At 57.4% G+C, this 26,715-nt stretch carries 28 protein-coding genes and 1 tRNA gene; 17 read left to right on the top strand and 12 right to left on the bottom strand.

The annotated features are described in order from the left end of the window. Positions 1-351, top strand: a 351-nt coding sequence (locus tag PbB2_RS16165) for a hypothetical protein (protein ID WP_192576375.1), incomplete at its 5' end; no start/stop codon positions are given. Positions 352-394: 43 nt separating this feature from the next. On the opposite strand, the gene PbB2_RS14895 is transcribed toward PbB2_RS16165, so the two are convergent. Together PbB2_RS14895 and PbB2_RS14890 are read right to left on the bottom strand one after the other, a co-directional pair. After that, positions 395-2,509 carry a beta-glucosidase family protein gene (locus PbB2_RS14895; protein ID WP_108986170.1) on the bottom strand — a complete coding sequence of 705 codons (2,115 nt, stop codon included), beginning with the start codon at positions 2,507-2,509 and terminating at the stop codon, positions 395-397. 57 nt (positions 2,510-2,566) lie between these two features. Then, positions 2,567-3,448 (bottom strand): N-acetylmuramic acid 6-phosphate etherase, encoded by an 882-nt coding sequence (locus PbB2_RS14890; protein ID WP_108986184.1) that lies wholly within the window; start codon positions 3,446-3,448, stop codon positions 2,567-2,569. 269 nt (positions 3,449-3,717) lie between these two features. Here PbB2_RS14890 and PbB2_RS14885 point away from each other — a divergent pair, with 269 nt between their 5' ends. From PbB2_RS14885 to PbB2_RS14875, 3 genes are all read left to right on the top strand, one after another. Beyond that, complete coding sequence (locus PbB2_RS14885; RefSeq protein ID WP_108986169.1) at positions 3,718-4,701, top strand: cysteine synthase A; 984 nt, start codon at positions 3,718-3,720, stop codon at positions 4,699-4,701. Positions 4,702-4,703: 2 nt separating this feature from the next. Beyond that, on the top strand, positions 4,704-5,870 hold the full coding sequence (locus tag PbB2_RS14880) for an aminotransferase (protein WP_108986168.1): 1,167 nt from the start codon (positions 4,704-4,706) through the stop codon (positions 5,868-5,870). A 144-nt stretch (positions 5,871-6,014) separates the two neighbouring features. After that, a complete protein-coding gene (locus tag PbB2_RS14875; RefSeq protein ID WP_108986167.1) occupies positions 6,015-6,794 on the top strand; it encodes a sulfite exporter TauE/SafE family protein in 780 nt (259 codons plus the stop codon). Positions 6,795-6,805: 11 nt separating this feature from the next. Here PbB2_RS14875 and PbB2_RS14870 read toward each other — a convergent pair whose 3' ends face one another. From PbB2_RS14870 to hisB, 6 genes are all read right to left on the bottom strand, one after another. After that, the gene (locus PbB2_RS14870) at positions 6,806-7,339 is read right to left on the bottom strand and encodes a GNAT family N-acetyltransferase (protein ID WP_108986166.1); all 534 of its coding nucleotides are present in this window, start codon (positions 7,337-7,339) and stop codon (positions 6,806-6,808) included. Beyond that, positions 7,336-7,683 (bottom strand): phosphoribosyl-ATP diphosphatase, encoded by a 348-nt coding sequence (gene hisE, locus PbB2_RS14865; RefSeq protein WP_108986165.1) that lies wholly within the window; start codon positions 7,681-7,683, stop codon positions 7,336-7,338. The genes PbB2_RS14870 and hisE overlap by 4 nt, the downstream gene beginning before the upstream one ends. Positions 7,684-7,694: 11 nt before the next feature. Further along, entirely contained in the window at positions 7,695-8,462 is a 768-nt protein-coding gene (gene hisF, locus PbB2_RS14860) for an imidazole glycerol phosphate synthase subunit HisF (RefSeq protein ID WP_108986164.1), read from the bottom strand. Further along, a complete protein-coding gene (gene hisA, locus PbB2_RS14855) occupies positions 8,459-9,181 on the bottom strand; it encodes a 1-(5-phosphoribosyl)-5-[(5-phosphoribosylamino)methylideneamino]imidazole-4-carboxamide isomerase (RefSeq protein ID WP_108986163.1) in 723 nt (240 codons plus the stop codon). Before hisA ends, hisF begins: the two co-directional genes overlap by 4 nt. Next, positions 9,178-9,798 carry an imidazole glycerol phosphate synthase subunit HisH gene (hisH, locus tag PbB2_RS14850; protein WP_108986162.1) on the bottom strand — a complete coding sequence of 207 codons (621 nt, stop codon included), beginning with the start codon at positions 9,796-9,798 and terminating at the stop codon, positions 9,178-9,180. The genes hisA and hisH overlap by 4 nt, the downstream gene beginning before the upstream one ends. 86 nt (positions 9,799-9,884) lie before the next feature. Further along, a complete protein-coding gene (gene hisB / locus PbB2_RS14845) occupies positions 9,885-10,475 on the bottom strand; it encodes an imidazoleglycerol-phosphate dehydratase HisB (protein ID WP_108986183.1) in 591 nt (196 codons plus the stop codon). A 223-nt stretch (positions 10,476-10,698) separates the two neighbouring features. Here hisB and PbB2_RS14840 point away from each other — a divergent pair, with 223 nt between their 5' ends. The 3 genes from PbB2_RS14840 to hslU are packed head-to-tail and all read left to right on the top strand — an operon-like array spanning position 10,699 to position 14,360. Beyond that, positions 10,699-12,450: an EAL domain-containing protein gene (locus tag PbB2_RS14840; RefSeq protein WP_133245847.1), complete on the top strand. Its 1,752-nt coding sequence runs from the start codon at positions 10,699-10,701 to the stop codon at positions 12,448-12,450. A 51-nt stretch (positions 12,451-12,501) separates the two neighbouring features. After that, complete coding sequence (hslV, locus tag PbB2_RS14835) at positions 12,502-13,062, top strand: ATP-dependent protease subunit HslV (protein ID WP_108986160.1); 561 nt, start codon at positions 12,502-12,504, stop codon at positions 13,060-13,062. Continuing rightward, on the top strand, positions 13,062-14,360 hold the full coding sequence (gene hslU / locus PbB2_RS14830) for an ATP-dependent protease ATPase subunit HslU (protein WP_108986159.1): 1,299 nt from the start codon (positions 13,062-13,064) through the stop codon (positions 14,358-14,360). The genes hslV and hslU overlap by 1 nt, the downstream gene beginning before the upstream one ends. 186 nt (positions 14,361-14,546) lie before the next feature. Here the strand turns inward: hslU and ettA are convergent, their stop codons facing one another. Then, positions 14,547-16,208, bottom strand: coding sequence for an energy-dependent translational throttle protein EttA (ettA, locus tag PbB2_RS14825; RefSeq protein WP_108986182.1), 1,662 nt, complete (start codon positions 16,206-16,208; stop codon positions 14,547-14,549). A 79-nt stretch (positions 16,209-16,287) separates the two neighbouring features. Between ettA and PbB2_RS14820 the strand changes: the two genes are divergently transcribed. Continuing rightward, positions 16,288-16,728, top strand: coding sequence for a PIN domain-containing protein (locus PbB2_RS14820; protein ID WP_108986158.1), 441 nt, complete (start codon positions 16,288-16,290; stop codon positions 16,726-16,728). 98 nt (positions 16,729-16,826) lie between these two features. Then, the gene (locus tag PbB2_RS14815; protein ID WP_108986157.1) at positions 16,827-17,471 is read left to right on the top strand and encodes a DUF1134 domain-containing protein; all 645 of its coding nucleotides are present in this window, start codon (positions 16,827-16,829) and stop codon (positions 17,469-17,471) included. Here PbB2_RS14815 and PbB2_RS14810 read toward each other — a convergent pair. Beyond that, positions 17,458-17,934, bottom strand: coding sequence for a gluconokinase (locus PbB2_RS14810; protein WP_202864988.1), 477 nt, complete (start codon positions 17,932-17,934; stop codon positions 17,458-17,460). The two genes, PbB2_RS14815 and PbB2_RS14810, sit on opposite strands and share 14 nt — an antisense overlap. 123 nt (positions 17,935-18,057) lie before the next feature. On the opposite strand from PbB2_RS14810, the gene PbB2_RS14805 reads away from it, so the two are divergent. Next, positions 18,058-18,142: transfer RNA gene (locus PbB2_RS14805), tRNA-Leu, on the top strand. 76 nt (positions 18,143-18,218) lie between these two features. Here PbB2_RS14805 and chrA read toward each other — a convergent pair. After that, on the bottom strand, positions 18,219-19,565 hold the full coding sequence (gene chrA, locus PbB2_RS14800; RefSeq protein WP_238165039.1) for a chromate efflux transporter: 1,347 nt from the start codon (positions 19,563-19,565) through the stop codon (positions 18,219-18,221). Positions 19,566-19,761: 196 nt separating this feature from the next. Further along, complete coding sequence (locus PbB2_RS14795) at positions 19,762-20,511, bottom strand: class I SAM-dependent methyltransferase (RefSeq protein ID WP_192576373.1); 750 nt, start codon at positions 20,509-20,511, stop codon at positions 19,762-19,764. A gap of 229 nt (positions 20,512-20,740) precedes the next feature. On the opposite strand from PbB2_RS14795, the gene PbB2_RS14790 reads away from it, so the two are divergent. From PbB2_RS14790 to PbB2_RS14760, 7 genes are all read left to right on the top strand, one after another. After that, complete coding sequence (locus PbB2_RS14790; RefSeq protein ID WP_108986155.1) at positions 20,741-21,355, top strand: ribonuclease D; 615 nt, start codon at positions 20,741-20,743, stop codon at positions 21,353-21,355. Continuing rightward, positions 21,352-22,146: a hypothetical protein gene (locus PbB2_RS14785; RefSeq protein ID WP_108986154.1), complete on the top strand. Its 795-nt coding sequence runs from the start codon at positions 21,352-21,354 to the stop codon at positions 22,144-22,146. The genes PbB2_RS14790 and PbB2_RS14785 overlap by 4 nt, the downstream gene beginning before the upstream one ends. A gap of 67 nt (positions 22,147-22,213) precedes the next feature. Beyond that, entirely contained in the window at positions 22,214-22,744 is a 531-nt protein-coding gene (locus PbB2_RS14780; RefSeq protein ID WP_108986153.1) for an LptA/OstA family protein, read from the top strand. A 39-nt stretch (positions 22,745-22,783) separates the two neighbouring features. Next, the gene (gene lptB, locus PbB2_RS14775; RefSeq protein ID WP_108986152.1) at positions 22,784-23,548 is read left to right on the top strand and encodes an LPS export ABC transporter ATP-binding protein; all 765 of its coding nucleotides are present in this window, start codon (positions 22,784-22,786) and stop codon (positions 23,546-23,548) included. Between the two features lie 14 nt (positions 23,549-23,562). Further along, positions 23,563-25,077 carry an RNA polymerase factor sigma-54 gene (gene rpoN, locus PbB2_RS14770; protein WP_108986151.1) on the top strand — a complete coding sequence of 505 codons (1,515 nt, stop codon included), beginning with the start codon at positions 23,563-23,565 and terminating at the stop codon, positions 25,075-25,077. A 307-nt stretch (positions 25,078-25,384) separates the two neighbouring features. Continuing rightward, positions 25,385-25,996 (top strand): ribosome hibernation-promoting factor, HPF/YfiA family, encoded by a 612-nt coding sequence (gene hpf, locus PbB2_RS14765; RefSeq protein WP_108986150.1) that lies wholly within the window; start codon positions 25,385-25,387, stop codon positions 25,994-25,996. Between the two features lie 69 nt (positions 25,997-26,065). Continuing rightward, positions 26,066-26,533: a PTS sugar transporter subunit IIA gene (locus PbB2_RS14760; RefSeq protein ID WP_108986149.1), complete on the top strand. Its 468-nt coding sequence runs from the start codon at positions 26,066-26,068 to the stop codon at positions 26,531-26,533. Positions 26,534-26,715 lie beyond the last annotated feature (182 nt).

The following is a 26,715-nucleotide window of genomic DNA, read 5'->3' as shown; positions in this document are numbered from 1 at the left end:
GCACAGCGGTTTGAGGCGCTGCATTGGGCCATCGCAGGCCAAGCCCGGCCCTTTTACTTTGCCCCCGCCCCTGTGCCCATCGGCCGCTGGTTGCGGCGCTTGGACTTGCTGCAGGCCATCGCAGCCGACCCCCAGGCCAAGGCCAAGCGCTTGGCCTTCTCTCTCGCACGCCGCCGTCCCGGCCCCATGCTTGCCCCTGATGAGCGCCCCCGCATCATGGCCCGACGCGGCCATGAAATCAGTGCCACCTTCGATGCCATGGGTTTTCAGATCACCCAGAAAAGCCGAAGTCGTCCCCCGCCCTTACCCCCCCCCCGCCGCTGGCCAGTACCGATGATCACCTTATTGTAGCTGTGACCCTGCTTTGATGTGCAAGCGGGGGTGGGGGTGTTGGCTAAAGCGAGATGCGGGTCGAGAGTTGGTCAGCCAACAGGCTCGACCCGCCGACATAGATGCGGTGGACGCCTGGCTCCTGTCGCCACGTGTGGGTTACGGGGTCGCGATAGGCCAAGTCTGCCAGATCAATGTCAAATCGGACTGTTTTGGTCTGGCCGGGTTCTAAGGCGACGCGTTGGAAGCCTTTGAGCACTTTAGCCGGCCGCTCCACCAGCGTGCCGGGAAAGCCGACATAAAGCTGGGCGATTTCCTCGCCGGCGCGATTGCCGAGATTGGTGATGCTGACATGAGCTTCAATTCCAGTGCGGGTCCTGCGCACACGCAAAGCACGATAGCCATAGTGCGCGTAGGACAGGCCATGCCCGAAACAAAAACGCGGGGCGATGGTCTCGCGCGCCAGCTTGGTATAGCCATGCCAATAATCATAGGTGATGACATCGGCATCCTTATCAAAGAAAGGATAATGATCCGGGTCGGTGGCCACGGTGAAGGGCAATTTGCCCGATGGATTGACCTGCCCCAGCACCACTCGCGCAAGCGCCGTGCCGCCCTCCATGCCGGAATAGAAGGTTTGCAGGATGGCGGCCGTCTTGTCGTACCAGCCCTCGACCAGAACAGCCGATCCTGCCACAAGCACCACCAGAACTGGGCGTCCGGTCGCACATGCCGCGTCGATCAAGGCAATCTGGTCCGCTGGCAAGCCCAAATGGGTCCGGTCACCGCCCCGGGCCTCTTCGGCGCTGGGCTCGTTGCTGCTGGGTGGAGCCGGGCTGCCCAAGTCGTCGCTTGCCACGCCCAAAGTCATGTCTTCGGGGATAAACTCCCCTTCCTCGCGGGCGGTATAGCCCACCACCACAATAATGGCATCGGCGTCTCGAGAGGCAGCAGCGGCGGCAGCAATGTCACCTTCATCGCCGGTCACGATCAAGGTGGAATCACCCAAGGCCAGTTCAAGGCCCTGCAAGGGGGTCACCACATAAGGTGGCCGCACCCGACTCGACCCGAAGTCACCGGTATTTTCCTTGTTCGCCAAGCGACCCAGCACGGCCAGTTTGCGCAGCTCTCCACGATTGAGGGGCAGCATGCCTTCATTGCGCAACAAAGTGGCAGACTTTTCTGCCGCTTCCAGCGCCAGAGCCACATGGGCGGGCTGGGCCACCAAATCGAGCGGATAGTCGGGCAGCGGATCTTCGGCACAGGCAAAACGATATTGTGTGCTCAAAATACGTCGGCAGGCCTGATCAATCACCTGAGGCTCTATCTGACCGGCTTCCACAGCGGCCAGCAAATGCTTGCCAAACACCAAAGGCTCCGGGTTTTCGATATCAAGCCCCGCCGAGGCGGCCGACACATGGCGCAAACCCATCACCCAATCAGAGTGCACAAAGCCGTCAAAGCCCCATTCCACCCGCAAAATGTCGGTCAGCAAGGTTCGGTTTTGGCCGCAGAAAGCGCCATTCATCTGATTATAGGCGCTCATCACACTGGCGCAGCCAGCATCCAGAATGGTCTTGAAATGCGGGAGATAGACCTCATGCAACGCCCGTTCATCAATCCGGACATCGACTTTAAAGCGCGCATTTTCCATCGAATTGAGGGCAAAATGCTTGACGGTTGCAATCACATTATGGGTCTGAAGGCCCACAGACAGGGCAGCGCCCATCTGACCCAAAAGGCAGGGATCCTCGCCATAGGTTTCCTGCGCCCGGCCCCAAGCAGGGTGGCGCAACAGATTGACGCACACAGCCCCAGACAGGGTGCAATCCTGTGCGCGGATTTCAATCGACATGGCCTCGCCAATGCGTCGTTCCAGATCGACATCAAAACTGGCCCCGCGCGCCATGGTACAGGGAAAGCAGGTGGAGTGGCCCCGCGCCACCCCGCGTGGGCCATCGGTGAAGAAAAGCGGCGGAACGCCCAGTCGGTCGATACCGCTGCCTGCCGGATACGGATCAGCACCCCAGCGCCGACCACTGGCGGCAAGCAGCTTGAAGAAGCCCTTGCCCGACATCATCCGAACTTTCTCAGACAGGCTTGCTTCGGCCAAAATCTGATCGACACGTGCCGAGATGGCTTCCGGGCTCAGTCCTTTAATGGGGGCAAGGTCGGTCATCGAGATCCTTTCACACACTGGCAGGGTTGGGGCAAACAGCTTTGCCGACTGACGCGGTCAGTTTTGGCGGGCCTTGATCACTGCTGCAAGATTTCCGGCCCATTGGTCAAGGTCTGCCCGCGCCTGCTCCAAGCGCCACCCCTTGATCAACAGGATCGCCGCACGGATGTCTTGCCCTGATGCCTCAAGAGCTGCGTCGGCCTGTGAGGCTGAACAGGCGGTGAGTTCCATGATCATGGTTCGCGCCCGACCCAGAAGTTTGCGGTTGGAAATCTGCATCGCCACCATGCGTCCTTCATAGACCAGACCCAGACGGATCATGATGGCGGTCGATAAAGCGTTGAGGGCGATCTTTTGGGCTGTGCCTGCTTTCATGCGGGTCGAACCGGCAATGACTTCTGCCCCGGTCTCGATGAGAATGCCGATCTCGGCGGCCTCAATTAACGGAGCCGGGGGCTTATTGGCTAAACCAATGGTCAGAGCCCCTGCCCGTCGGGCGGCTTCAATCACGCCGATTGTATAAGGTGTCGATCCGCTTGCGGCCAAGCCAATCACCACGTCGGCCGCGGTGAGGCCAAGGGCTTCTGCCTCGGCCACACCCGCTTCATGGCGATCTTCAGCGCCCTCCACACTTTGCATAAAGGCAGCCTCACCACCGGCCATCAGAAACGTCAAGCGGGATTTGGGCCAGCCATAGGTGGGGCCCAATTCCACCCCATCCTGCACACCGATACGCCCCGAGGTTCCCGCCCCTGCATAAATCAGCCGACCTGCCCGGCCAAGGCGTTGGGCAGCAGAATCGGCGGCATGGGCTAAAGAACCAGCCACACGCGCCACCGCTTGGGCCGCCTCTTGCTGGTTGGCAATCATGGTGGACACGGCCTGTTCGGTCGGCCATTCGGCAATGGATAAATAGGCTTGCAATGCGATTTCGGTCATGGGCTCAATTTCGCCTTTCAACATTGGCAATCAAACTGGAAACTCGGGCGACAATCGGGTGAGAGGCCGCCTAAATCGGACTGCGACAGGGCAGAACCGGATATATCATTTCATGATCGGCATAGTCGGATTGCTCAAATAAGCCAATCACATAATCGCGCTTTTGGCGCACACCACCGCCAGAAGGACGTTGACACGACGGGTCAATTGACGTGGAGATGGGCCGTTTGCACTCACACAGCGCGCACGAACTTGAAGTGGATTAAAGTATGGCCCCGATCGCCCGAAGTGTCATTGATCTGATTGGTAACACGCCTTTGGTGCGGCTAAAAGCCGCCAGCGAAGCCACGGGATGTGAGATCTTGGGCAAGGCTGAGTTTCTCAATCCCGGTCAGTCGGTGAAAGATCGCGCTGCTTTAGGTATCATCCGTGATGCGGAGTCGCGCGGCGTGCTCAAGCCTGGCGGACTGATCGTCGAGGGCACCGCCGGCAACACCGGCATCGGGCTTGCGATGGTGGCCAATGCTTTAGGGTATCGTTGTATCATCGTGATGCCACGGACCCAGAGTCAGGAAAAGAAGGATGCCGTTCGGCTGTTTGGCGCCGAACTGGTTGAGGTGGATGCCGTCGCATTTGCCCATCCCGACCATTATACAAAAGTGTCCCGTCGGTTGGCGGACGAACAAGGTGGGGTCTGGGCCAATCAGTTTGACAATCTGGCCAATCGCCGTGCGCATGAGGAAACCACCGGCCCCGAAATCTGGGAACAAACCGGCGGCAAGATTGATGGTTTTATCTGCTCGGTTGGATCAGGGGGTACTCTAGGCGGTATCAGCCGTGCTTTGAAGGCGTGTAATCCTGCCATCGCCATCGGCATTGCCGATCCTGGCGGTGCTGCTCTGTATCATTGGTACAAGCATGGGGAATTGAAGGCGACCGGCACGTCGATCACCGAGGGTATCGGGCAGGGACGGGTGACAGCCAATCTGGAGGATGTTGTGGTCGATAATGCCTATCGGGTCGAGGATCCCGAATGGCTGCCAGTCTTGTTCGATCTTGTCCGCCACGAGGGTCTGGCGATTGGCGGGTCTGCCGCACTTAATGTCGTGGGTGCGATGCGGCTGGCGGCTGAATTGGGGCCCGGCAAGACCATCGTCACCATCTTGTGTGATTACGCAAGCCGCTATCAGAGCAAATTGTTCAATCGCGCCTTCTTGACCGAACGTGGACTTCCGGTGGCAGATTGGCTTTAGGCATGGCGTTCAATCCACATTTGTCAGAATTGCCGACAACGATTTTTGAAGTCATGTCGGGTTTGGCCCGCCAGCATCAGGCGATCAATTTGGGTCAAGGCTTTCCGGACAGTCAAGGACCAGAGGCCTTGCGCCGTCTGGCCTGCGACGGTCTGATGCAAGGTTCCAACCAATATCCGCCCATGCTGGGTTTGCCTGAATTGCGCGCTTCTGTCGCCGAACATTATGTGCGCCATCAAGGCCTGTCGCTGAGCCACGAGCATGTGGTGGTGACATCAGGGGCAACAGAAGCATTGGCGGCCAGCTTTTTGGCTTTGCTGGTGCCCGGTGATGAGGTGATTGTGCTGGATCCGGCCTATGATGCCTACCGGCCCCTGATCGCGCGCGCCGGGGCGCGTTCCATGACTATACCTCTGTTCCCACCCAAATGGACGCTCGATCTGACTGCGATTGAGGCGGTCATCACACCGCGCACGCGGATGATTGTGCTCAACAACCCCATGAATCCGACCGGGCGCGCTTTCGGGCCAGAAGAATTGGCAGGGCTTGCAGATATATGCCAGCGCCATGATCTGATCGCTGTTTGTGACGAAGTGTGGGAACATGTGGTGCTGGATGGCCAAAAGCATCATCCCTTGATTGGCCTGCCCGGCATGGCAAAGCGCACGGTCAAAATCGGTTCAGCTGGCAAAATGTTCGGCATGACGGGCTGGAAAGTGGGCTTTGTGTGCGCCGACCCTGAGATCGCACGGGTCATAGGCAAGGCGCATCAATTCTTGACCTTCACCACGGCCCCGCACTTGCAAGCAGCCGTCGCCCATGGGCTGGGGTGGGGTCCTGCTTGGTTTGAAGGCCAGCGCGCGGACTTCACCAAAGCCTATCATTTTCTGCGCACGGGCCTGATGAGAGAAGGCTTTGCCGTGCTCGACAGTGCGGCAACCTATTTTTTATGTGTCGACTTATCCGCCTCTGGCATTGAGCAGCCTAGTATGGATTTCTGCCTCAACACGGTGACCCAATTTGGGGTTGCCACAATTCCACTGGAAAGCCTCTATGCCGATCCTGCGACTGCGCCACCTGTCATTCGCCTGTGTTTTGCCAAGGAAGAGGCGGTTCTGGCCAGCGCCATCACCCGTTTAGCCGCAGCCCGCGCCGCTGCTCGGGCATGATTGGCTTGCCCAAGGTCTGGTCCTGAGCCTATCCGCCCATTATGATAGCTTCTCTAACGGGTCTTTGCAGATCGGGTTTATCGCCAGTGTCTTGCGCTATGCCTATATGAAGGGCCCGGTGGATCCGGGTCGGGAGCCTCTTGTGTGATCGATTTTGTGACACAGCATTTGCACGCGATCTGGCCCTTCATCCTGGTTGGCTTTGTGGCGCAACTGGTGGATGGGGCGCTGGGAATGGCGTTTGGGGTCATCACCTCCACCCTTTTGGTAAGCGTTCTGGGCATGCCACCAGCGCGGGCCTCGTCCACTGTGCATATTGTTGAAGTGTTCACGACCGCAGCCTCGGCCATCAGCCACGCCCTGCATCGCAATGTGAATTGGCGATTATTCGCAACCCTCGTCATTCCCGGCATGATTGGCGGCATCACCGGCGCCTATCTTCTTTCCAACATCCATGCCGAAGTCGCGCGGCCATTTGTGATGGGCTATTTGGCCTGTATTGGTCTGTATCTGTTGTGGCGGGCTTGGCGCATGGCCAAGGGCCAAATCCACCGCAGTGCGCGCTTTGCCGGACCATTGGGTCTGGTTGGCGGCTTTCTGGATGCGGTCGGCGGAGGCGGTTGGGGGCCGGTGGTCACGTCCAACCTCTTGGTGCAAGGCACAGATCCCCGTATGACGATTGGGACAGTCAACACGGCTGAGTTTTTCCTCACGACTGTGATCTCAGCAGTCTTCATCGTGAACTTGGGCTGGGAAGCCTTCACTCTGGCCACTTTGGGTCTTATTGCCGGTGGCCTTCTGGCCGCACCTTTCGGTGCTATCCTCGCCAAACGGGTGCCTGCGCGCCAGCTTCTGTTCCTCGTCGGCACCGTCTTGACCTTGACCAGCCTTTTTTCGCTGTCCAAGGCACTCGGCCTGGTTTGAGGCCAACAGCGTCAGTCGGCTGAGGTCAGGGACAGGCGCATGATGCGCTCATCATCCAAGGTCTTGCCCACTTTGAAATGATAAGCCCCGACAATCTCAAATCCAAACTTGGCATAAAAGCGTTTGGCGCGTTCATTCTGCGACCACACACCCAGATAGATCGCCGGAGCACCTTTGGCGCGCGCCCACTCTAAAGCCATCTCCATCAATTTTTGCGCCAGACCCGTGCCTTTCTGGCTTTCATCGAGATAAAGACGCGAAATCTCCAAGGCCCCTGCCTCGGGCTGGGGGAGCGGTAATCCCAGTTGGCAACAATCGAGAAACCCCACGAGCTCGGCACCTTCATAGGCAACCACCAACCAGCGGGTTGGGTCGGCAATATCCTGTAAGGTTCGTTCGAGACTATAGCGCAGCGAAATGAAATAGGCTTTGTCTTCAGGTGGATAGAGGTGACCAAAGGTGGCCAAGAACGTCTTCTCGCCAAAAGCGGCCAACGCCCCTGCGTCTGAAGCCTCTGCAGGACGAATAGCAATGTTTTGGGTCATGACTTGGCTCTTGCGGCCTTCTCGGCCAAGCCGGACAGCCCGCGTCTGGCGGCCAAGACGGCGCCAACCTCGGCAGGATCAACCTCGCGCGACATCAGGCTGATCGCCAGATGATAGAGCAAGTCGGCCGATTCCACCGCAATTTGGGCCGGCGTGCCGGCAGCGACTGCCAGCGCCGTCTCAACACCTTCTTCACCCAGCTTCTTGGCAGCGGCCATCGGTCCGTCCCGCAAAAGCCGGGCGGTATAGCTTTCATGTGGATCAGCATTTTTCTTAAGCGCCAGATCGGCGATCAATTGGTCCAGTGCTTGGCCAAGCGAGATATCCGGCGCGGTGGCTGACATGGTGGCTATCCTTAAATCGGTTGACGCACAGCGGCTCCGGCGGCGGCGAGTGCGGCGCGCGCTTCTGCCAGTGTATGGGTTCGGAAGTGAAAAATCGAGGCCGCCAAGACCGCATTGGCATGGCCTTGGGTGATGCCGGCAACCAAATCATCCAGCGTGCCAACGCCGCCCGATGCAATCACCGGCACGCTAACACTATCGGCAATGGCGCGTGTGAGGGCCAGATCATATCCGGACTTGGTGCCATCCTTGTCCATCGAGGTCACCAAAAGCTCCCCCGCTCCGCGGCTGACGATGTCGCGCGCAAATGCCAAAGCATCAATACCAGTCGGGGTGCGACCGCCATGGGTAAAAATCTCCCAGTGATCTGGGCCGACTTGCTTGGCATCAATGGCCACCACGATGCATTGGGACCCAAAACGACGCGCAGCCGCAGTAACCAGGGCTGGATCGCGGACAGCGGCAGTATTGATCGCCACTTTATCGGCTCCCGCCAGCAAGAGGGCACGGACATCCTCGGTTGCCCGCACACCACCACCAACTGTTAGCGGGGTAAAGCACACTTCTGCGGTTCGACGCACCACATCCAGCAATGTACCCCGCCCTTCATGACTGGCGGAGATATCAAGAAAGCAGATTTCATCCGCCCCTTCTGAATCATAGAATTGTGCCTGTGCCACCGGGTCGCCTGCATCGCGCAATTCTTCGAATTGCACGCCTTTGACAACACGGCCATCCTTGACATCGAGACAGGGAATGATCCGGACCTTCAGGCTCATGCGGCAATCCTTAAGGCTTCTGCCGCATCGATCAGCCCGTCATAGAGCGCCCGGCCAAGAATGGCGCCGGCGACGGGTCTGCCGGGTCGGGCCTTGAGGGCGACAATATCCTCCACCCCCTTCAACCCACCAGAGGCAATGACATCCACACCCACCGCATCGGCAATCGCACCGGTAAAGTCGATATTGATGCCGATCTTGGTACCGTCACGTCCGACATCGGTAACGATCAGCGCCGCCACACCGACATCCTCAAACTGGCGCGCCAGATCAAGGGCCGTGACATTGGTGGTTTCCAGCCAGCCTTCCACGGCCACCATGCCATCAATGGCATCAATGCCAACAGCGACTTGACCGGGAAATGCCTTGGCAGCTTCACGAACAAAGGGTGGGTTTTTGGCGGCAATCGTGCCCAAAATGACCCGGTTGACGCCCAAGGTCAGCGCCTTCTCAATGGCTGCCAGATCACGTATCCCCCCGCCCAATTGCATCGGAAGCCGGGTACGGGCCCGGATGGCAGCAATGGCGTCCAGATTGGCTCCGGCCCCTTTGAGCGCCCCATCGAGATCAACGATGTGCAAATAGGCAAAGCCCATCGCCTCAAATCGGGCAGCCCGGTCTGCTGGATTGGTGTCAAACACAGTCATGCGGGCAAAGTCGCCCTTAAAGAGACGTACGGCCTGACCGTCCTTCAGATCGATTGCGGGATAAAGGATCATTGTTTCAACCAGCTTCCCAGAAGGGCGAGTCCTGCCTTCTGGCTCTTTTCGGGATGGAATTGTACGCCCAATAAATTGTCGCGGGCGATAGCGGCGGCAAACCTATCTTCACCATAGCCACACCAGGCGGCCACATCAGCTGGATTGCTGGCGCGAAAAGCAAAGGAATGAACGAAATAGACATCCTGCTCCCCACCCCAAGCTTGCGTAAAGATGCCAGCGCCAACCGGCTCAGCAGTGTTCCAGCCCATGTGCGGCACTTTGAGTGCTGGATTATTTGGCTGAAGAATAGACGTATGACCCCCGATCCAGCCCAATCCCGGGGTCGTGCCAAACTCAATGCCCTCGTCTGCCATCAGCTGCATGCCGACACAAATGCCCAGAAAACTGATGCCTTGCTTTATAACCCGCATGTGGAGAGCCTCGCGTAGACCGTCCACAGCCGCGAGACCGGCCGCGCAATCGGCAAAAGCCCCTACACCTGGCAAAACGATCTGAGCGGCTTTGCCCACCAAATCGGGATCAGATGTTACACACACGTCGCGAGCACCGGCAGCGATCAAGGCCTTTTCGGCCGAGCGCAAATTGCCTGAGCCATAGTCAATCAAGGTCAGCATGCCTGTGCCTTCCTTCGGTATGCGCTGCCACTGGCACGCGCTTCCGGTCAAACCGTTTTGAAATCAGTGTGTTTCTGTGATCAATCTCACAGGACCCCTTTGGTCGATGCCACCGCCCCGCCCAGTCGCGGGTCGATCTCGACAGCCATGCGCAAGGCCCGTGCAAGGGCTTTAAAGCAGCTTTCGATGATATGGTGCGTATTCTGGCCATAGAGGTTTTCAACATGCAGGCACAGACCACCTTGGCCAGCAAAAGCGTGAAACCATTCCTTGAACAATTCGGTGTCCATTTCCCCGACCTTGGGACGCTCAAAATGCACGTTCCAGATGAGATAGGGCCGATTGGCCAGATCAACGGCAGCCCGGCTCAATGTCTCATCCATCGGGATATAGGCGTGACCAAAACGGCGGATGCCGGAAAAATCACCTAAGGCTGCCTTAAGGGCTTGGCCCATCACGATACCCGTATCTTCAACGCTGTGATGCATGTCGATGTGCAGGTCACCCTTGGTCGACACGTAGAGATCAATCAAAGCATGCTTGGCAAAGCTCTCCAGCATATGGTCGAAGAAGCCGATTCCTGTCGACACATTGGCCTTGCCGGTACCGTCGAGGGTGAGTGTGACGGAAATGTCGGTCTCTTTGGTTTTGCGGTGAATGGTGGCGGTTCGCACGATCAATGCTTTCTGTGATGGAGCCGGCAGACTGCGCGGGAGGATGATGGCCCCTCCTTTAACCTCTTCACGTGTCAAAGGAAACCAGCCTTGCGCGCGGATACAGCATGTCGTCAATGGCGCCTGGGTTAAGCCGATGTCAACATAATCTGTGCCAAATGCCTCCTCGTTCCAAACGCCCTCGGGCCGACGGGCTCAGGCTGGAACCAACAGGCGCAAAAACTCAGTGAAAGACTGGCTGGAAAACATACAGAAGACCTTGGCTGGAAAGCTGACGTTGGCTTTTGTCGGCTTAATCAGTCTTGTGATGCTGGGCATGACGCTGACACTGATTTTTACTGTCGGCTACGGCTCCACTCTGGCCTGGGCGGTGGGGATGTCGAGCCTTGCCATGCTCCTGGCCTCGGCCACATTTTATGCCTTTGTGACCCGGATCACCGAGCCCTTACGCGACCTGACCGACTTTGCCCAACAAACCAATCTCAAACGATTAGCCGTTCGGCTGGATGTGCGTTCAGGCGATGAATTAGAAATACTCGCCCGGGCCCTGAACCGCATGATGCAACGTCTCGATGCATCTATGAAGCGAATTCAACAACTCGCCTTCGTCGATACGATCACCGAATTGCCGAACCGGGATCGTTTTCGCCAGGAAACCGACGAAGCTGCCAAGTCCAACGCGGTCAATAATCTGGTTGGTGCTGTTATCTCGATTGATGTCGACAAATTCATTCGGGTTCAGGAAACCTTGGGCCAAATCGCCGGGGAAGAATTGCTTGGCCTTGTGGCAGAGCGTCTATCGGCGGCGGTGCGGGCTTCGGACCGTATTGTGCGGCTGCAAACCTGCATTGCCCGGCCGGCCCTTTTGGCCCGTACCGGTATTTCGGAATTTGCCGTTCTGATCCCCGATATTGATGATCCCACACAGGCTGGTCGGTTTGCGCAATTGGTCGCAGCAGGCCTGCGTCAGCATTTCGAATTGGGCGGCCATCGGATCGTGCTGGGGGCCTGCGCTGGGATCGCGATATTCCCGCAAGATGGTGAAACGGGCGAAGAGGTTTTGCGCTCTGCCGAACTGGCCTTGAGCCACGCCCGCAATGGTGGGCGCAACCGCAGTGTCTTCTTCACCCGCAAGATGAACCAGCGCGCACTTGAAAAACTGGTGCTGGAAAACGAGATCCGGGCCGGCATCGAACAGGGCCAATTCATGGCCTATTTCCAGCCCAAGGTCGATCTGGGAACCGGCCGTATCCATGGCTGTGAGGCATTGGTGCGCTGGAACCATCCAACACAGGGCATGGTGTCGCCGACCAAATTCATCGCAGCAGCTGAGGAAACCGGACTGATTGCGCCCTTGGGCGACTATATTATGCGTGATGCAGCGAAAAAGGCAGCGGGCTGGCTGCGTCGCGGAATTGCGCTGCGGGTGGCGGTCAATGTGTCGGCCATGCAATTCAACGACGACAACTTCACCGCCAAGGTTCAAAATATTCTCGCCGAAACAGGCTTGCCTGCCAGTTTGTTTGAGCTGGAAATCACCGAATCCATCGCGATGAGCAATCCTGATCGCGTCATCCGATTGCTCGAGCCTTTGCGGAACAAAGGTGTGCGGATCGCCATTGACGACTTCGGTACCGGTCATTCCAATTTGGCAGCCTTAACCCGAATGCCGTTTGACGTGTTCAAGATCGATCAAAGCTTTATTCGCGCTTTGGGTAAGGACCGCAGCGCACCAGCCATGATCGAAACCATTATCGCCATGGCCGGTGGCCTTAACTACGAGACGGTCGCGGAAGGGGTTGAGTCGCAGGAACAGGCCGCCTTCTTGAAAAAACGCGGCGCGACTTTGGGTCAGGGTTATCTGTTTGGCTCGCCCATGTCGGCAGATGCCTTTGAAGCCCACGCGCGGAACTGGGCTGCGCGCGCCGACGGAATGGCCCCCACACAATTACCTGACGGACTGCGCCGCCCGAGCTGACATCAGGCCTCTTGCCTTGAAGTCAGTCGCCACAAGTCCCATTACAAGACCATGAGCGATTTTGAACGTCCAGCCGCCGACTGGCGCGGCACCACCATTCTTGCCGTCCGCAAAGGCGGCAAAGTCGTCGTTGTCGGGGATGGTCAGGTCTCAGTCGGCAATACAGTGATGAAGCATGGTGCGCGCAAAGTACGTACCCTTGCCAATGGCACGGTCTTGACGGGCTTTGCCGGGGCGACAGCAGATGCCTTTACCTTGTTTGAGCGCCTCGAAGCCAAGCTTGAGCGTTTTCCCAACCAATTGCTGCGGGCTTGTGTTGAGTTGGCCAAGGACTGGCGCACCGACCGTTATCTGCGGCGGCTGGAGGCAATGCTTATTTGTGCTGATCAAACCGGCACCTATGTCCTAACCGGCACCGGAGATGTGTTGGAGCCCGATCATCCGGTCGCCGCAATTGGCTCTGGCGGCGGCTATGCACTGGCAGCGGCCCGGGCGCTTTATGACCAAGACCTGGATGCAGAGACGATCGCCCGCAAGGCCATGGCGATTGCGGCCGATATTTGTGTCTATACCAATGGTCAGCTGACCATCGAACAATTGGCGACTTCCTGATGACTGATCTGTCCCCCCGTGAAATTGTCTCCGAACTCGACCGGCACGTGATTGGCCAAGCCGATGCCAAGCGGGCTGTGGCCATTGCCCTGCGCAACCGCTGGCGGCGCAAGCGCCTGCCTGAAAAGTTGCGCGATGAAACCACACCGAAGAATATTTTGATGATCGGGCCAACGGGTGTTGGCAAAACCGAGATTGCCCGTCGTCTAGCTAAGCTGGCGGGCGCACCCTTTGTGAAGGTCGAAGCCACCAAGTTTACCGAGGTCGGCTATGTCGGCCGTGATGTTGACCAGATCATCCGTGATTTGGTGGAGGCTGCCATCCATTTGGTGCGCGACCGTCGCCGGAAGGATGTGCGCGCCAAAGCCGAAGCCATGGCAGAGGACCGGGTGCTTGATGCCCTTGTCGGCACCCAGGCCAGCGATGGAACGCGCGAAGCCTTCCGCAAGAAATTGCGCGGCGGTCTCTTAGCCGACAAGGAAATTGAGCTTGATTTTGATGTCAGCTCGCCTGTCTCCTCGATGATGGAATTTCCCGGTGCCCCCGGCGGCATGATTGATCTGGGAAATATGCTGCAAAGCCTGTCAGGCGCGCGCAAGCGCACGCGCAAAACCACCGTAGCAGAAGCCTATGAGCCCTTGGTCACCGAAGAAAGCGATAAGCTTTTGGACAAGGATTCTATAGCCCAAGAGGCCCTCCATCTGGCGGAAACCGAAGGCGTGGTCTTTATTGATGAGGTCGACAAAATCTGTGCGCGGGCCGAACGCCAAGGGGCCGATGTGAGCCGCGAGGGTGTTCAGCGCGACTTGCTGCCTCTGATCGAGGGCACCACCGTGTCGACCAAGCATGGCGCGATCAAGACCGACTTTATCTTGTTCATCGCCTCAGGGGCTTTCCATGTTGCCAAGCCATCGGACTTATTGCCGGAACTGCAAGGCCGCCTGCCGATCCGGGTGGAGCTGCAGGCCCTGACGCGCGATGATTTCCGCAAGATCTTGACAGAGCCTGAGGCCAGCTTGGTGAAACAATATATTGGCCTTATCGGCACCGAAGGTCTCACGCTGTCGTTCAGCGAAGACGCCATCGATGCGATTGCCGATGTTGCGGTCGCGGTGAATACGCATGTGGAAAACATCGGTGCACGCCGCCTCCACACCGTGCTGGAACGTGTGCTCGATGACATCAGTTTCAACGCCACCGACCGGGGCGGGGAAGCGATCGAAATCACCGGGACTTATGTGCGCGACAAAGTCGAAGGCCTGTCGAAAAACACCGATCTGAGCCGGTTTGTGTTGTAGGGGTCGACAAAGCCACCGGCCATTTTGACGTAGGACGTCTGCTGCTCAGGAGCGGACTTCCGATTGCCCACCCCATAATTCGCGTCCTGATTGAAATAATTTGAAATAGCGCCTATGATTAAGGCGCGATTGTGTGTGTGCGTTCTTGCAGCGGATCAGAGGCGATGGGGACTAAAGAACGGAAACCTACCGCGCAAATTTCTGGAACTTGATGCGGCTTGGGATGATTTCGGTCAGGCCCAGGCGGCGTTTCTTGTCCTCTTCATAGGCTTCGAAATTGCCTTCAAACCATTCCACATGGCTGTCGCCCTCATAGGCGAGGATGTGGGTGGCCAAGCGGTCAAGGAACCAACGGTCGTGGCTGATGACCACGGCGCAACCGGGCCAGGCTTCCAGCGCGTTTTCAAGGGCTGACAGGGTTTCCACGTCCAAATCATTGGTCGGTTCGTCGAGCAGAAGCACATTGGCACCAGAGCGCAATGTCTTGGCCAGATGCACGCGGTTGCGTTCCCCGCCCGACAAGAGGCCGACCTTTTTCTGCTGGTCGCCGCCTTTGAAATTGAAGGTACCGACATAGGCGCGCGACGGCACTTCCCGGCCGCCGACATCGATGATGTCGAGGCCACCGGAAATCTCTTCCCACACGGTTTTATTGTCATCGAGCTGGTCACGATTCTGGTCGACAAAGCCGAGTTTGACGCTTTCGCCCAATGTGATCGAGCCACTGTCGGGCTGTTCTTGCCCGGTGATCATCTTGAACAAGGTGGATTTACCCGCCCCGTTTGGACCAATCACACCGACAATACCGTTTTGCGGTAGCTTGAAGGTCAGGTCTTTGATCAGCATGCGATCGCCATAGCCCTTTGACAGATTGTCAAAGCGGATGACATTGGTGCCCAGACGAGGCCCTGGTGGGATCTGAATGGTGGCAAAGCTCTGCTTTTCGCGCTCGGCCGCTTCAGCCATTTCCTCATAGCGGGCAAGACGGGCTTTGGACTTGGCCTGACGGGCTTTGGGGCTTTGGCGCACCCAGTCCAATTCTTTGGCCATCATTTTTGACTTGGCATCGCTCTCGCGCTCTTCCTGCGCAATCCGCTTGGCCTTTTGTTCAAGCCAGCTGGAATAATTACCCTCATAAGGGATGCCCTTGCCACGATCGAGTTCGAGCGTCCATTTGGTGACTTGATCGAGGAAATAGCGGTCGTGGGTGACGAGGATAACGCAGCCCGGAAACTCTTCCAGATGGTGCTGTAGCCAAGCTACTGATTCAGCGTCCAAATGGTTGGTCGGTTCGTCCAGCATCATCATGTCGGGCTTGGACAGCAAAAGACGGCACAGCGCCACGCGGCGCTTTTCCCCGCCGGACAATTTGGTGATGTCGGCATCATTGTCTGGGCAGCGCAAAGCCCCCATTGCCATTTCAATCTTGGCATCAATGTCCCAGGCATCGGCTGCATCAATCTGCTCCTGCAGGGCAGTCATTTCCGCCATCAATTCATCGGAATAATCCTCGGCCATCTTCATCGAGATTTCACCGAACCGGTCGAACAGGATTTTCTCCGGGCATTCGGAGATCACATTTTCCCATACCGACTTATTGGGGTCGAGCTCGGGTTCCTGCGGCAGATAGCCCATCTTCGTGCCTTGAGCCGGGCGGGCCTCACCGGTGAAATCCTTGTCGATTCCAGCCATGATTTTCAGCAGGGTCGATTTACCAGACCCGTTGACCCCCACAACGCCAATCTTGGCATCGGGATAAAAAGACAGCCAGATATTTTCAAATACCTTCTTGCCGCCTGGATAGGCTTTGGTCAGTCCTTGCATCTGGAAAATATGCTGATGTGCCACTGAGGTGTCTTTCTGTCTGTCGAAACGGGGAATTGGCGGGGCTTTTAGCTGACCCGGCGGCGAAGGGGAAGACGGGCGCATGCGGGGACTTGAGGTCGCAGTCCGTCACCTTTATCCAAAGGATCGGCCCGCCATGAAAGTTTTGTTCGACACCAATATTCTGATTGACCATCTGCACGGCATTGGTGCGGCCAGTGCGGTGTTGGCCAGCTATAGTGATGGGGCCATTTCGGCAATCTCTTGGGTGGAAGTAATGGCCGGTGTGGCTGAAGAACAAGACACAGCGGTGCGCCTGTGGCTGGATCGCTTTCACCTGATCGACATTGATGCCGACATTGCGGTTTATGCGGCCGACCTGCGACGGGATCGCGGCTTGGACCTTGCCGATGCCTTGATCCTGGCCACCGCTCAGGCCGGCGGACGCACCTTGATCACGCGTGACCGGGGTCTTGTGCACGAGCTTGATGATCCCCCGGTTCTGGTACCCTACGATCTGTCCGCACCTGAGGCTGAGGCCTGAGGAAAGCCATGCTGACCGTGGCAAGCGGCCTGCCATCTTAACGCCAAACTAACCATGTTGGCTGATAGGTGCGCGAGGGGCGATACTGGAGCGACATCATGTCCATGCGGAAATTTATCATTCTGGCGGCTGCATCCCTTCTGGTGGGCACGCCTGTCTTGGCACAAACCTCGACCCCGCAACCATCCGGGCCGACCACTGACGACACGGCAGCTCTTGCAAGCCAAAGCCCGGCACCTGCCGCGCGGACGAGCAATCCCGACAGCTTCTCGAAAGAAGAAATCGTCAATGCCGCCAGCACCTTCTTTGGCAAGACCTCAGGCAGTGTCGGTCAAGCGGTAGAGCGGGTCTTTCAAGATCAGGGCAGCCCGGTCGGTTATATCCGGGGCGAAGAATATGCCGCCGCCGTGGGTTTTGGCCTGCGCTATGGCCAGGGCACATTGGTGATGAAAGATGGCCAGGAGCGCAAAGTATTTTGGCAGGGTCCTTCGATCGGCTTTGATACCGGCGGCAATATCAGCAAGGTCTTTACCCTGGTTTATAATCTGGAAAATCCTGACGGGATTTATCGCCGCTATCCCGGCGTAGAGGGGGCCGCCTTCTTCATTGCCGGTGTTGCGGTCACCTATCAGCGCGCCGAAGGGGTAACGCTTGCCCCCATGCGGACCGGGGTTGGATTCCGGGCCGGGGTCAATACCGGCTACACGGCCTATTCCAAGCGCCGTCGGCCTATTCCGTTTTAAGCCCAAAAGCGTCGATAATCTGATCAACCTGTGTGGCAGTGGGTTGGCCTGCTGCCACCTCTAGGGCATTTTGCGGCGTTTCCAGCGTCGCAAACTGGCTTGCCAGAATGCTTGGACCGGCAAAGTGGCCTGACCGCGTGCTGAGGCGATGGTGTGCGAGATCTGTCCCAATCACCAAATGTACCAGATAATCAGGTGTGAGGCTTTCGCGATGACTCTGCTTTAAGGCTGAACAGGCCAGAACCACCGATTTCCCGGGTGCCTCAAACACAGGCTTAATCCGGGCAAGCCACGCAGCCCGGTCGTTTTCATCCAACGTGGTGCCTGAGGCGATTTTGGCCTTGGCCTCAGCCGAGTGGAAATCATCGGCGTCAAGAAAGCGCCAGCCCAGTCGGGCGGCCAAAGCCGTGCCCAAGGTTGTCTTGCCCGCGCCTGAAACGCCCATGATCACCAAACGGCTCATAGCCCTATTCTCTATCCCGCCTGCCGTCGTCCCAGCAAGGCCGGAGCTCGCGCAAATCACACCCAAATCGCTGATAAGTCGATTGACGCCTGCGCCCATGTCCTCTAAATCCGCGCTTCCGTTGCCCAGATGGCGGAATTGGTAGACGCACTGCTTTCAGGTAGCAGCGCCGCGAGGCGTGGAGGTTCGAGTCCTCTTCTGGGCACCATTCTCTTGTTTGACGATGTCCGAGAGAGTCTAAAAAATCAATAAAGCCATCCTATAAAAGTCGTCTGTCCAATGCCTCACGCAAAGGGAAGACTTTGCACCAAGAGGCCCAACACGGCGCAAGCACCGAGAAGTGGGATGACGCCCAGTTTGGCGCGAAACAATAAAACGCCTGCCATCAGGGTCAGAATGAAGGCGGCTGGCTGAAAGCTTGGCACATTGGGATTAGCAAAGCTGAGGATGCCGATCTGTGTGGTCTCTACTTTGGCAAACAGGACATGCAATCCAAACCAGACAGCCAGATTGCCAATCACGCCGACCACGGCGGCAGTAATGGCTGCCAAACCACCTGATAAAGCCACATTGGCGCGAAACTTCTCAATCCAGGGCGCACCCACAAAGATAAAGATGAATGAGGGGATGAAGGTGACCCAGGCCGTCAGACCCGCTCCCAACACCCCGGCCAGCACAGGGTCCAGGCCGCCTGCGTCGCGAAAGGCGGCCAGAAAGCCGACATAGGCCAGCACCAGAATGAGGGGGCCGGGCGTGGTCTCGGCCAAGGCCAGACCATCCATCATCTCGCGTGAGGTCAGCCAGCCAAACTGGTCAACTGCGGCCTGCGACACCCAGGCCAGCACGGCATAGGCCCCACCAAAAGTCACAACCGCCATTTGTGAGAAGTAAATTGCGATCTGGCTGAAAATATGCCCCCCGCCAAGGGCAAGAACCAGCGCCACAACCGGCGCCAACCAGACGACTATGCCCACCCCCGCAATCTGGGCAACATATCTCCACCCGCCCTGAGGTACCGGCACATCCAGTTTAAGGAATGGGCCCTCCCCAGCCTTGGCAGCGGCATGGCCGGTCACGCGGAACACATCAGGCCGGATGAGACCACCGACCAGCCCGCCCACCGCCACGATCAGAATGAGCAGCGGAAAAGGCAAAGCCAAAAAGCTCAACGCCAGAAAGCTCGCAGCAGCAATCAGCCACATGATTTGATTGTGCAGCGCCCGGCGCGCCACCCGCACCAGCGCATCCAACACAATAACCACCACCGCCGCTTTGACACCGAAGAAGACCGCATGGATGGCAGGATGGCCTTGAAACAGGGCATAGGTCGCCGCCAACGCCAAAATCACCAAAAAGCCCGGCAGCACAAATAGCAGCCCAGCCATGATGCCGCCGCGGATGCCATGTAACAGCCAACCCGAATAGATCGCCAATTGATGGGCCTCGGGCCCCGGTAACAGCATGCAATAGCTGAGGGCATGCAAGAAGCGGTCTTCGTCCAGCCAGCGCTTCTCATCCACCAACAGCTTGTGCATTAATGCGATCTGCCCGGCTGGGCCGCCAAAGCTGAGGAAGCCGATACGGGCAAATACGTAAAAGGCCTCTTTGAATGAGGGATGGGCCACTGTCATGGTCATGCCAGCCCCAAGCTTGCCGCAGTCAATCCAAACCCAACCAAGTGCCCAGCTCCTTTGTCACTAGCCCGCCTGTCCACGACGCGCCAGAAAGGACAGTCCTCTCAAGGGGACGCCTAAGACCAATGACAATCCACCAGCCCCGTCAATCGAGATAACTTGAAGCGACCTTTAGGATTTCTGGGGCGCAGGCCTATTGGGTTCTTTGCGTATAGATCATGAAGCCGTGGTGTCCGCCATGGTTGGTCGGCTCCAAGTGAAATTGCTTGCAACCGAGACGTTCTAGTCGGCTGAGGACATCGGCCAAATCATAGTCATACATCGTGATTTGACCGACATCGCGCTGCGGAAACAGGCGATGGCGCAGGGACCGCGCAAGCAGGCGCAGAGGGTTACGTGTCTGAGAGGGCATCAAATGCGGATCACGGTGGGTGGTGATGTGTAAACTCAAATATCCGCCCGGCTCCAGTAAGCTTGTAAGGCTTTCAATCAATTCGAATCCACGGCTCGGTGGGATATGTTGCATCACTATGTATGAATTGATCCACGCGAAGGGAGCGTAGCTTGCCGCAGATGTCGGGACGTCCACCAGAATAACGTGATTCAGCCCGTCGCGATCCAGTCTTTGCTGGCAAAGTCGACGCATGGATGCCGCGACATCAACACCTATCGCTTGATCTGCTCTGGCGGCCATTGGGATGAGCAAGCGGCCAAGTCCGCATCCAAAATCCAAACACGACTTAAATCGTTCTGGAGCCTGGAAGCGTGCCATGAGCGTCGCATGGATCGCTTCGACATCGCCTTGTCCAGATTGATAAAATTGGTCCTCGACGTCGCGACTGACTTTTTGCCCGCGAAAACGCTCTTCTGTCATCACAGCCCAATAGGGTTGTGTTTGGCCTAAGTGGTCCCAATCTGCATCGGTATCGCGATTTTGGTTCATCAATGGCCCCATTCGAGCTTGACCTAATTTAATCCCAGTTTCGGGGCAAAAATTGTGTATGGTCGAACTTGTCTGTTGTTTGAAGAGGGACGGCCACCCCAGCCACCCCCCGCGCGCAGTTAGGGTTTTGCGGTAGCGGGCAAAAGGGCTTAGAGAGACAGGTGGCAGGGGTCCGCGCTTGTGAAACAGGCTCTTGCGACCAAAATAAAGAACAAATGAGGCGTTTATCGTGACCATTCATTCCCATGAGGGCGACCTTCCCGACGGACTCGACCTTGGTCCCGTGGTGGCTGTTGATACAGAGACTTTGGGCCTGTCGCTGGTGCGCGATGCTTTGTGCGTTGTGCAATTGAGTGCCGGGGATGGTGACGCCCATGTGGTGCGATTGAACCGACCCACCTATGACTGCCCGAATTTGAAGGCGCTTTTGGCCGATCCCAAAGTAGAAAAACTATTCCATTTCGCGCGCTTTGATGTGGCGATGTGCAAACGCTATTTGGGGGTTACAATTGGGCCGATTTTCTGCACCAAGATCGCCTCAAAACTGGTCCGCACCTATACCGACCGCCACGGCCTGAAGGATTTGGTCAAGGAATTGGTCGGGGTGGAGCTTAACAAGCAACAACAAAGCTCTGATTGGGGCGCAGACAAACTCAGTGAGGCGCAATTGGCCTATGCGGCCTCAGATGTGCTTTATCTCCATGCTGCCAAAACACGTCTGGTGGAAATGTTGACCCGCGAAGGCCGGCTTGAGATGGCCCAAGCCTGTTTTGACTTTTTGCCATTTCGTGCCGAGCTTGACCTGGCAGGCTGGGCGGAAGCTGATATCTTCTCCCACGCATGACCGCGACACATCCCATTTCTGCTGGCCTGCCCCGGCAACGTCTAACGCCCCAGGATGCGCGTCGGCGCACCATACGGGTCAAGACGACGCGGCTGGTTTTCCTGGGTGGTGCGGCCTTGTCGACTTTACTGCTGGTCGGCAGCGTCATTCTGCGCGGGGTGCAGGGAGCCGCAATTGATACCACCAATCTGGTACAAAATGATCAATATGTGATGGAATCCCCTGAATTTGTCGGCAATACCAAGGACGGCAAGCGCCTGAAGGTGAAGGGGGTTAAGGCCACCCGCAGTGTAGCAGATCCCATTGGCCCCGTGCGGCTGGAAAAACCCCGCATGGAGACTGCCGATGGGTCAGTGGCTGTTGCCGAAGATGGCGTGTGGAGCCCCACCAACCAGACCCTGTCCCTGAAGGGCAATGTGGTGTTTACCCGCAAGGGTGGTGAACGTGCCACCGGCCAGAGCGCGATTTGGACTGCAGATCCGTCCATCCTGACTCTTGAGGGAGGGGTTCAGGTCAATTTGCCCACGGGCGAAACGGCCACCGCCCAGTCGCTGAGCTGGAATGAAACGACCATGGTTGTCAGTCTGGCGGGGGCCGCACGTGTGGCGTTCAAGGACGGCGAAGCCACATCAGATCAAGCCTCATTTGATCAAAAGACGCGGATACTGACCGGCAATGGCACCGCGCGCATCGTTTCACAGCTAGGCACAAGTTCCGCAGACCGCTATGAATACAATACCGTCAGTCGGCGACTGCGACTGAGTGGTAAAGTGGTGGCAAAATTGAACTGACAAAATCGATATCGACCCTGGCAGTCTGGTGGCTAGAACGGGCGAATCTCTTATCAATGGATGTGACATGACCCAGCTCAAGACCCTTGTTGCCCCCGGTTTGCTCCTGCTGCTTGGCCTTGGCCTGGCTGGTGGCACGGCGTGGGCGCAGGCCAATAGCGGCAATGGCCCGGTTGAGGTGGCAGCTGATGATCTGGTCTATGATCCCGAAGCCGGGGTCAGCATTTTGGTTGGCAATGCATCTGTGGCTCAAGATGGGGCGGTGCTGCGTGCACCCCGCATTCGGGTGACCTATTTGCGCGGCACCGGGGCGACCAATGGGGACATCGACAAGGTCTATACCGAGGGCGAGACCTTTTACGTGACGGCCACGGAGAAAATTCGCGGTGACCGGGCGGTTTATGATGCCCCGGCCAACACCGTGCAGTTTTTTGGCAATGTTGTTGCAGTCCAAGGCAAAAGTGTCTTGAAGGGCTCACAATTGACGCTCAACACCAAAACCCGGGCCTCGACTATGCGTGGGATGGATGGTCGCGTGCGTGCCGTCATTTTCCCAAACCAAGGTCAAGGCAGCAATAGCGGCTCGGCCAAGAAATGAGCCTGATGTCTCTCTCATCTTGCTTTGGAAAGTCAGCCTATGGCCGCACCTGAATTGGCGGCCACGCGCCGTGTCCAGCAAGATGAAGGCCTGATCGCCCGCGACCTTGGCAAGGCCTATAAGGGTCGTCAGGTCGTCAATTCCGTTTCTCTTTCGCTCAAGCGGGGCGAGATTTTGGGGCTATTGGGACCCAATGGAGCGGGCAAGACCACGTGCTTTTATATGGTCATGGGCCTGATTCAACCCGATTTCGGCGATATATCTATCGATGGGCAGGATGTGACCATGCTGCCAATGTATATGCGGGCCCGACTGGGATTGGGCTATCTGCCACAAGAACCATCAATCTTTCGCGGCATGAGTGTCGAAGACAACGTCTTGGCGGTACTTGAAACAATCGAGCCGGACCCGCTTGTGCGGGCTGATCGTGCCAGCGAGTTATTGAGCGAATTGCGGATTGATCGATTGCGCAAACAACGTGCGACCTCATTATCGGGCGGCGAACGGCGGCGGCTGGAAATTGCCAGAGCGCTGGCCACAAATCCGTCCTTCATCTTGCTGGATGAACCGTTTGCCGGGATTGACCCATTGGCCATCGCCGATATTCGCGATCTGATCGGATTTCTGAAACAACGCGGAATTGGTGTGTTGATTACAGATCACAATGTCAGAGATACACTGAATATTATTGATCGTGCGACTATCATTGCCGACGGGGAGGTTTTGTTTGAAGGCTCCCCGGACGAAGTATTGCATCAGCCCGATGTCCGCCGTGTCTATCTCGGAGAGGACTTCAAGGCTTAACGGGGACTGGACGTATGGCAATCGCACCGCGCATGGAGCTTCGGCAAGGCCAAGGCCTTGTTATGACGCCCCAATTGCAGCAGGCGATCAAGCTGTTGCAAATGTCCACCGCTGAATTGGCGCTCTATGTCGAGCAGGAATTAGAGCGAAATCCAGTTCTGGAACGGGCCGATGACGGTGACGATTACGGCATCTCTGACACACCCGAATCAGAGGCGCATAGCCCGTCTTCAGGAGACGAGGGGCCACAGGAATTATGCGTTTCGGGCGAATCACCTGACCCGCACGCCGAATCAGCTCTCGACGCCGGTTATGAAGACATTCAGCCAGATGCTGATCGGCCTGCAAGCGAGGCGATCGGTGCCACAGTTGACTGGAGCAAAGCAGGTGACGGTCGGGGCGGTTTTGATGATCTTGAGGATCTGGAAAGTCGCCTGACTCAGACTGTATCGCTGCGCGATCACCTCGAAGCTCAGGCGGCCTTAGCCTTTGCCAGTCCGGCAGACCGACTGATTGCGAGCTATTTGATCGATCATGTTGATGATGCGGGCTATCTGCGCATCGAGATGGAAGAGGTGTGCGCACGCCTCGGCTTGACCACAGATGATTTGGAAGCCGTCATTGCGACGCTGCAGACTTTTGATCCCACTGGGGTGTGTGCGCGCAGCGTTGAGGAATGTTTGGCGGCGCAATTGAAAGAGCGCAACCGATTTGATCCGGCCATGGCCGCCCTTGTTGCCAATCTGCACCTGTTAGCCAAGCATGATCTCAAGAGCCTCTATGACATTTGCGGGGTCGATGGAGCTGATCTGGCCGAGATGATCGGCGAAATACGGGCGCTAACACCGAAGCCGGGTGCGGCGTTTGGCAGCACAGATTCCATCGCGGTGGTGCCCGATGTATTCGTCCGCGAAGGCCCCATGGGAACTTGGCTGATTGAGTTGAATGCCGACACCCTGCCGCGGGTCTTGGTGAACAATGCCTATGCTGAAAGTGTCTCGCGCCTGGCCCGCAGTCAGGACGAGCGTTCTTATGTGGCCGAGGCCCAAGCCGATGCCAATTGGCTGGTCAAAAGCCTTGATCAACGTGCCCGCACGATTTTGAAGGTCGCCAAGGAAATTGTGCGCCAACAGGATGGCTTCCTGACCTATGGGGTTGCCCATTTGCGGCCCCTGATCTTGAAAGATGTTGCCCGGGCCATCGACATGCACGAATCAACTGTGTCGCGGGTCACCAGCAATAAATTCATCGCCACGCCACGCGGGGTGTTTGAGTTGAAATACTTCTTCACCACGGCCATCCATGCCTCGGATGGCGGGGAAGCCCATTCTGCCGAAGCAGTCCGACATCGCATTAAGAGCCTGATTGATGGGGAGACCCAAGACGCGCCCTTGTCGGATGATCGGATCGTTGAAATCCTGCGCGAGACTGGCGTTGATATCGCCCGTCGCACGGTGGCGAAGTATCGCGAGGCCCTGCGGATTCCGTCCTCAGTACATCGCCGCCGCACGGCTGGACGGGCGGGCTGATACCGCGATCTTGTTCGTGCCATGGTCTGTTGTCACAAGCCCGTTAACAAGATGAAAATCAAATAGTTACAGCGATTTCAGACTTTAGACCTGTCTTGATCTTGCCACAGTTCAGCGCAAAATCAGCTTCCCAAGCCAGTGTTCCGGTGCAACACTGATGTGCCGGTGGTGGTCCACCGGAGCTAGGTCCAGAGCGCATCTGATTCATCGCGAATCAGGCTGGGCGTCCGGACGTTTTTTTGAGGGTCTGCATAATCAGGTTTCCGTGTTTCAATGAAACCCAGACAGACTCTAGGGAGGCATTTCGATGGGCAATCTCGTAGTCAGAGTTACCGGCCGCAACATTGATGTTGGGGAGGCTTTGCGCGGCAAAATCCAAGAGGATTTGGAGATCGGCGTCGGCCGCTATGTCTCGCGCGATGGCGAAGCGGTCGTCACACTCGAGAAGCAGCGCCATCTCTACCGGGTCGAAGCGATCGTGCATTTGGACTCGGGCATTACATTGGAAGCCCATGGCGAGGCGTCTGAACCGCATGCTGCCTTTGGGGTTGCACTTGAGAAGATTGAGAAGCGGGTGCGCAGGTACAAACGCCGCCTGAAGGCCCACCACGCCCGTCACCACTCGCCCCTTCCGCGTGAGGAAGTGAGCTATAATGTCATCGAGCCGGACGACCCCGCCGAAGATGGTGACGATAGCGATGAAGCCCATGATCAAGGCCCGGCGGGTCCGGCGGTGATTGCCGAGACCAAAGCAGTCATTCGAACCATGCCGGTGGCTACTGCGGTGATGCAGCTCGAACTCGGCGAGGCCCCGGTGGTGATGTTCCGCAACACACGTTCAGGCGCGCTCAACGTGGTTTATAGGCGCGCAGATGGGAATATTGGTTGGATTGATCCAGCCGCTGGTGTATCGGGCTGATAGCGACGCTACTTTCTGTCAAACCAGTTGGGCTGTGCGGGGGCGCAGCCCGACTCGAGAAAAGACCATATGCCAGATCTTGCAGACCTTATCCGTGCCGACGCCGTTGTGTTCCGGATCAAAGCACAGACCAAGAATGAAGTCCTTTTGGCGATGGCTGAAACAGCCGTCGCGGCTTATGGGGTGGATTTGTCAGCGACGCTTGAATCCACTTTGGAGCGCGAGCGGCTGGGCAGCACCGGGGTCGGCGAAGGGGTCGCCATCCCGCATGCCCGCCTCAAAGGCCTGAAGGCTCCCGCAGCGGTTTTGGCCTTGCTGGACCCTCCTATTGATTTCGAAGGCCCAGATGGTCGTCCGGCAGACATTGTCGTTTTGCTGTTGTCACCGGAAGATGCGGGTGCAGATCATCTCAAGGCTTTGGCGCGCGTGTCGCGGCTTTTGCGCCGACAAGACGTGCGTGATGGACTGCGGGCGGCCAGGTCCGCCGCAGCCATGCATGCCTTCACCACGCAGAGTTCCGCTTCAGAGGCGGCCTGATTGAGCGGCGCGCTCGGTTGCTGCTCCTACGGGGATGGCACGATTTTGGTTAGATTCTGATCTGGACGCGTTTTGGTGAAACACAGGTTTCACCAAACGGTTCCAAGTAGAAAGGCCAAACCCACCACGCTGTCATCCCGGACGGCGATAGCCGATCCGGGATCTCACACCGCAAAAGCACA

The organism is Candidatus Phycosocius bacilliformis, from assembly GCF_003112735.1.
Classification (GTDB): domain Bacteria; phylum Pseudomonadota; class Alphaproteobacteria; order Caulobacterales; family Aquidulcibacteraceae; genus Aquidulcibacter; species Aquidulcibacter bacilliformis.
Note: the sequence above shows the minus strand (reverse complement) of the source record. Positions and strands in the feature narration are given on the sequence as shown.

What these genes read in the sequence shown, in the direction of transcription:
- hpf (WP_108986150.1), top strand. Translation starts at nt 25,385, where the DNA reads ATGGGCAATCTCGTAGTCAGAGTTACCGGCCGCAACATTGATGTTGGG.
- chrA (WP_238165039.1), bottom strand. Translation starts at nt 19,565, where the DNA reads ATGACAGTGGCCCATCCCTCATTCAAAGAGGCCTTTTACGTATTTGCC.
- hisA (WP_108986163.1), bottom strand. Translation starts at nt 9,181, where the DNA reads ATGATCCTTTATCCCGCAATCGATCTGAAGGACGGTCAGGCCGTACGT.
- PbB2_RS14885 (WP_108986169.1), top strand. Translation starts at nt 3,718, where the DNA reads ATGGCCCCGATCGCCCGAAGTGTCATTGATCTGATTGGTAACACGCCT.
- hisE (WP_108986165.1), bottom strand. Translation starts at nt 7,683, where the DNA reads ATGTCAGCCACCGCGCCGGATATCTCGCTTGGCCAAGCACTGGACCAA.
- PbB2_RS14785 (WP_108986154.1), top strand. Translation starts at nt 21,352, where the DNA reads ATGACCGCGACACATCCCATTTCTGCTGGCCTGCCCCGGCAACGTCTA.
- PbB2_RS14880 (WP_108986168.1), top strand. Translation starts at nt 4,704, where the DNA reads ATGGCGTTCAATCCACATTTGTCAGAATTGCCGACAACGATTTTTGAA.
- PbB2_RS14820 (WP_108986158.1), top strand. Translation starts at nt 16,288, where the DNA reads ATGCGGGGACTTGAGGTCGCAGTCCGTCACCTTTATCCAAAGGATCGG.
- rpoN (WP_108986151.1), top strand. Translation starts at nt 23,563, where the DNA reads ATGGCAATCGCACCGCGCATGGAGCTTCGGCAAGGCCAAGGCCTTGTT.
- PbB2_RS14780 (WP_108986153.1), top strand. Translation starts at nt 22,214, where the DNA reads ATGACCCAGCTCAAGACCCTTGTTGCCCCCGGTTTGCTCCTGCTGCTT.
- PbB2_RS14815 (WP_108986157.1), top strand. Translation starts at nt 16,827, where the DNA reads ATGTCCATGCGGAAATTTATCATTCTGGCGGCTGCATCCCTTCTGGTG.
- PbB2_RS14810 (WP_202864988.1), bottom strand. Translation starts at nt 17,934, where the DNA reads ATGAGCCGTTTGGTGATCATGGGCGTTTCAGGCGCGGGCAAGACAACC.
- hisH (WP_108986162.1), bottom strand. Translation starts at nt 9,798, where the DNA reads ATGCTGACCTTGATTGACTATGGCTCAGGCAATTTGCGCTCGGCCGAA.
- PbB2_RS14795 (WP_192576373.1), bottom strand. Translation starts at nt 20,511, where the DNA reads ATGAACCAAAATCGCGATACCGATGCAGATTGGGACCACTTAGGCCAA.
- hslV (WP_108986160.1), top strand. Translation starts at nt 12,502, where the DNA reads ATGAGCGATTTTGAACGTCCAGCCGCCGACTGGCGCGGCACCACCATT.
- hslU (WP_108986159.1), top strand. Translation starts at nt 13,062, where the DNA reads ATGACTGATCTGTCCCCCCGTGAAATTGTCTCCGAACTCGACCGGCAC.
- PbB2_RS14760 (WP_108986149.1), top strand. Translation starts at nt 26,066, where the DNA reads ATGCCAGATCTTGCAGACCTTATCCGTGCCGACGCCGTTGTGTTCCGG.
- hisF (WP_108986164.1), bottom strand. Translation starts at nt 8,462, where the DNA reads ATGAGCCTGAAGGTCCGGATCATTCCCTGTCTCGATGTCAAGGATGGC.
- PbB2_RS14890 (WP_108986184.1), bottom strand. Translation starts at nt 3,448, where the DNA reads ATGACCGAAATCGCATTGCAAGCCTATTTATCCATTGCCGAATGGCCG.
- PbB2_RS14895 (WP_108986170.1), bottom strand. Translation starts at nt 2,509, where the DNA reads ATGACCGACCTTGCCCCCATTAAAGGACTGAGCCCGGAAGCCATCTCG.
- PbB2_RS14870 (WP_108986166.1), bottom strand. Translation starts at nt 7,339, where the DNA reads ATGACCCAAAACATTGCTATTCGTCCTGCAGAGGCTTCAGACGCAGGG.
- lptB (WP_108986152.1), top strand. Translation starts at nt 22,784, where the DNA reads ATGGCCGCACCTGAATTGGCGGCCACGCGCCGTGTCCAGCAAGATGAA.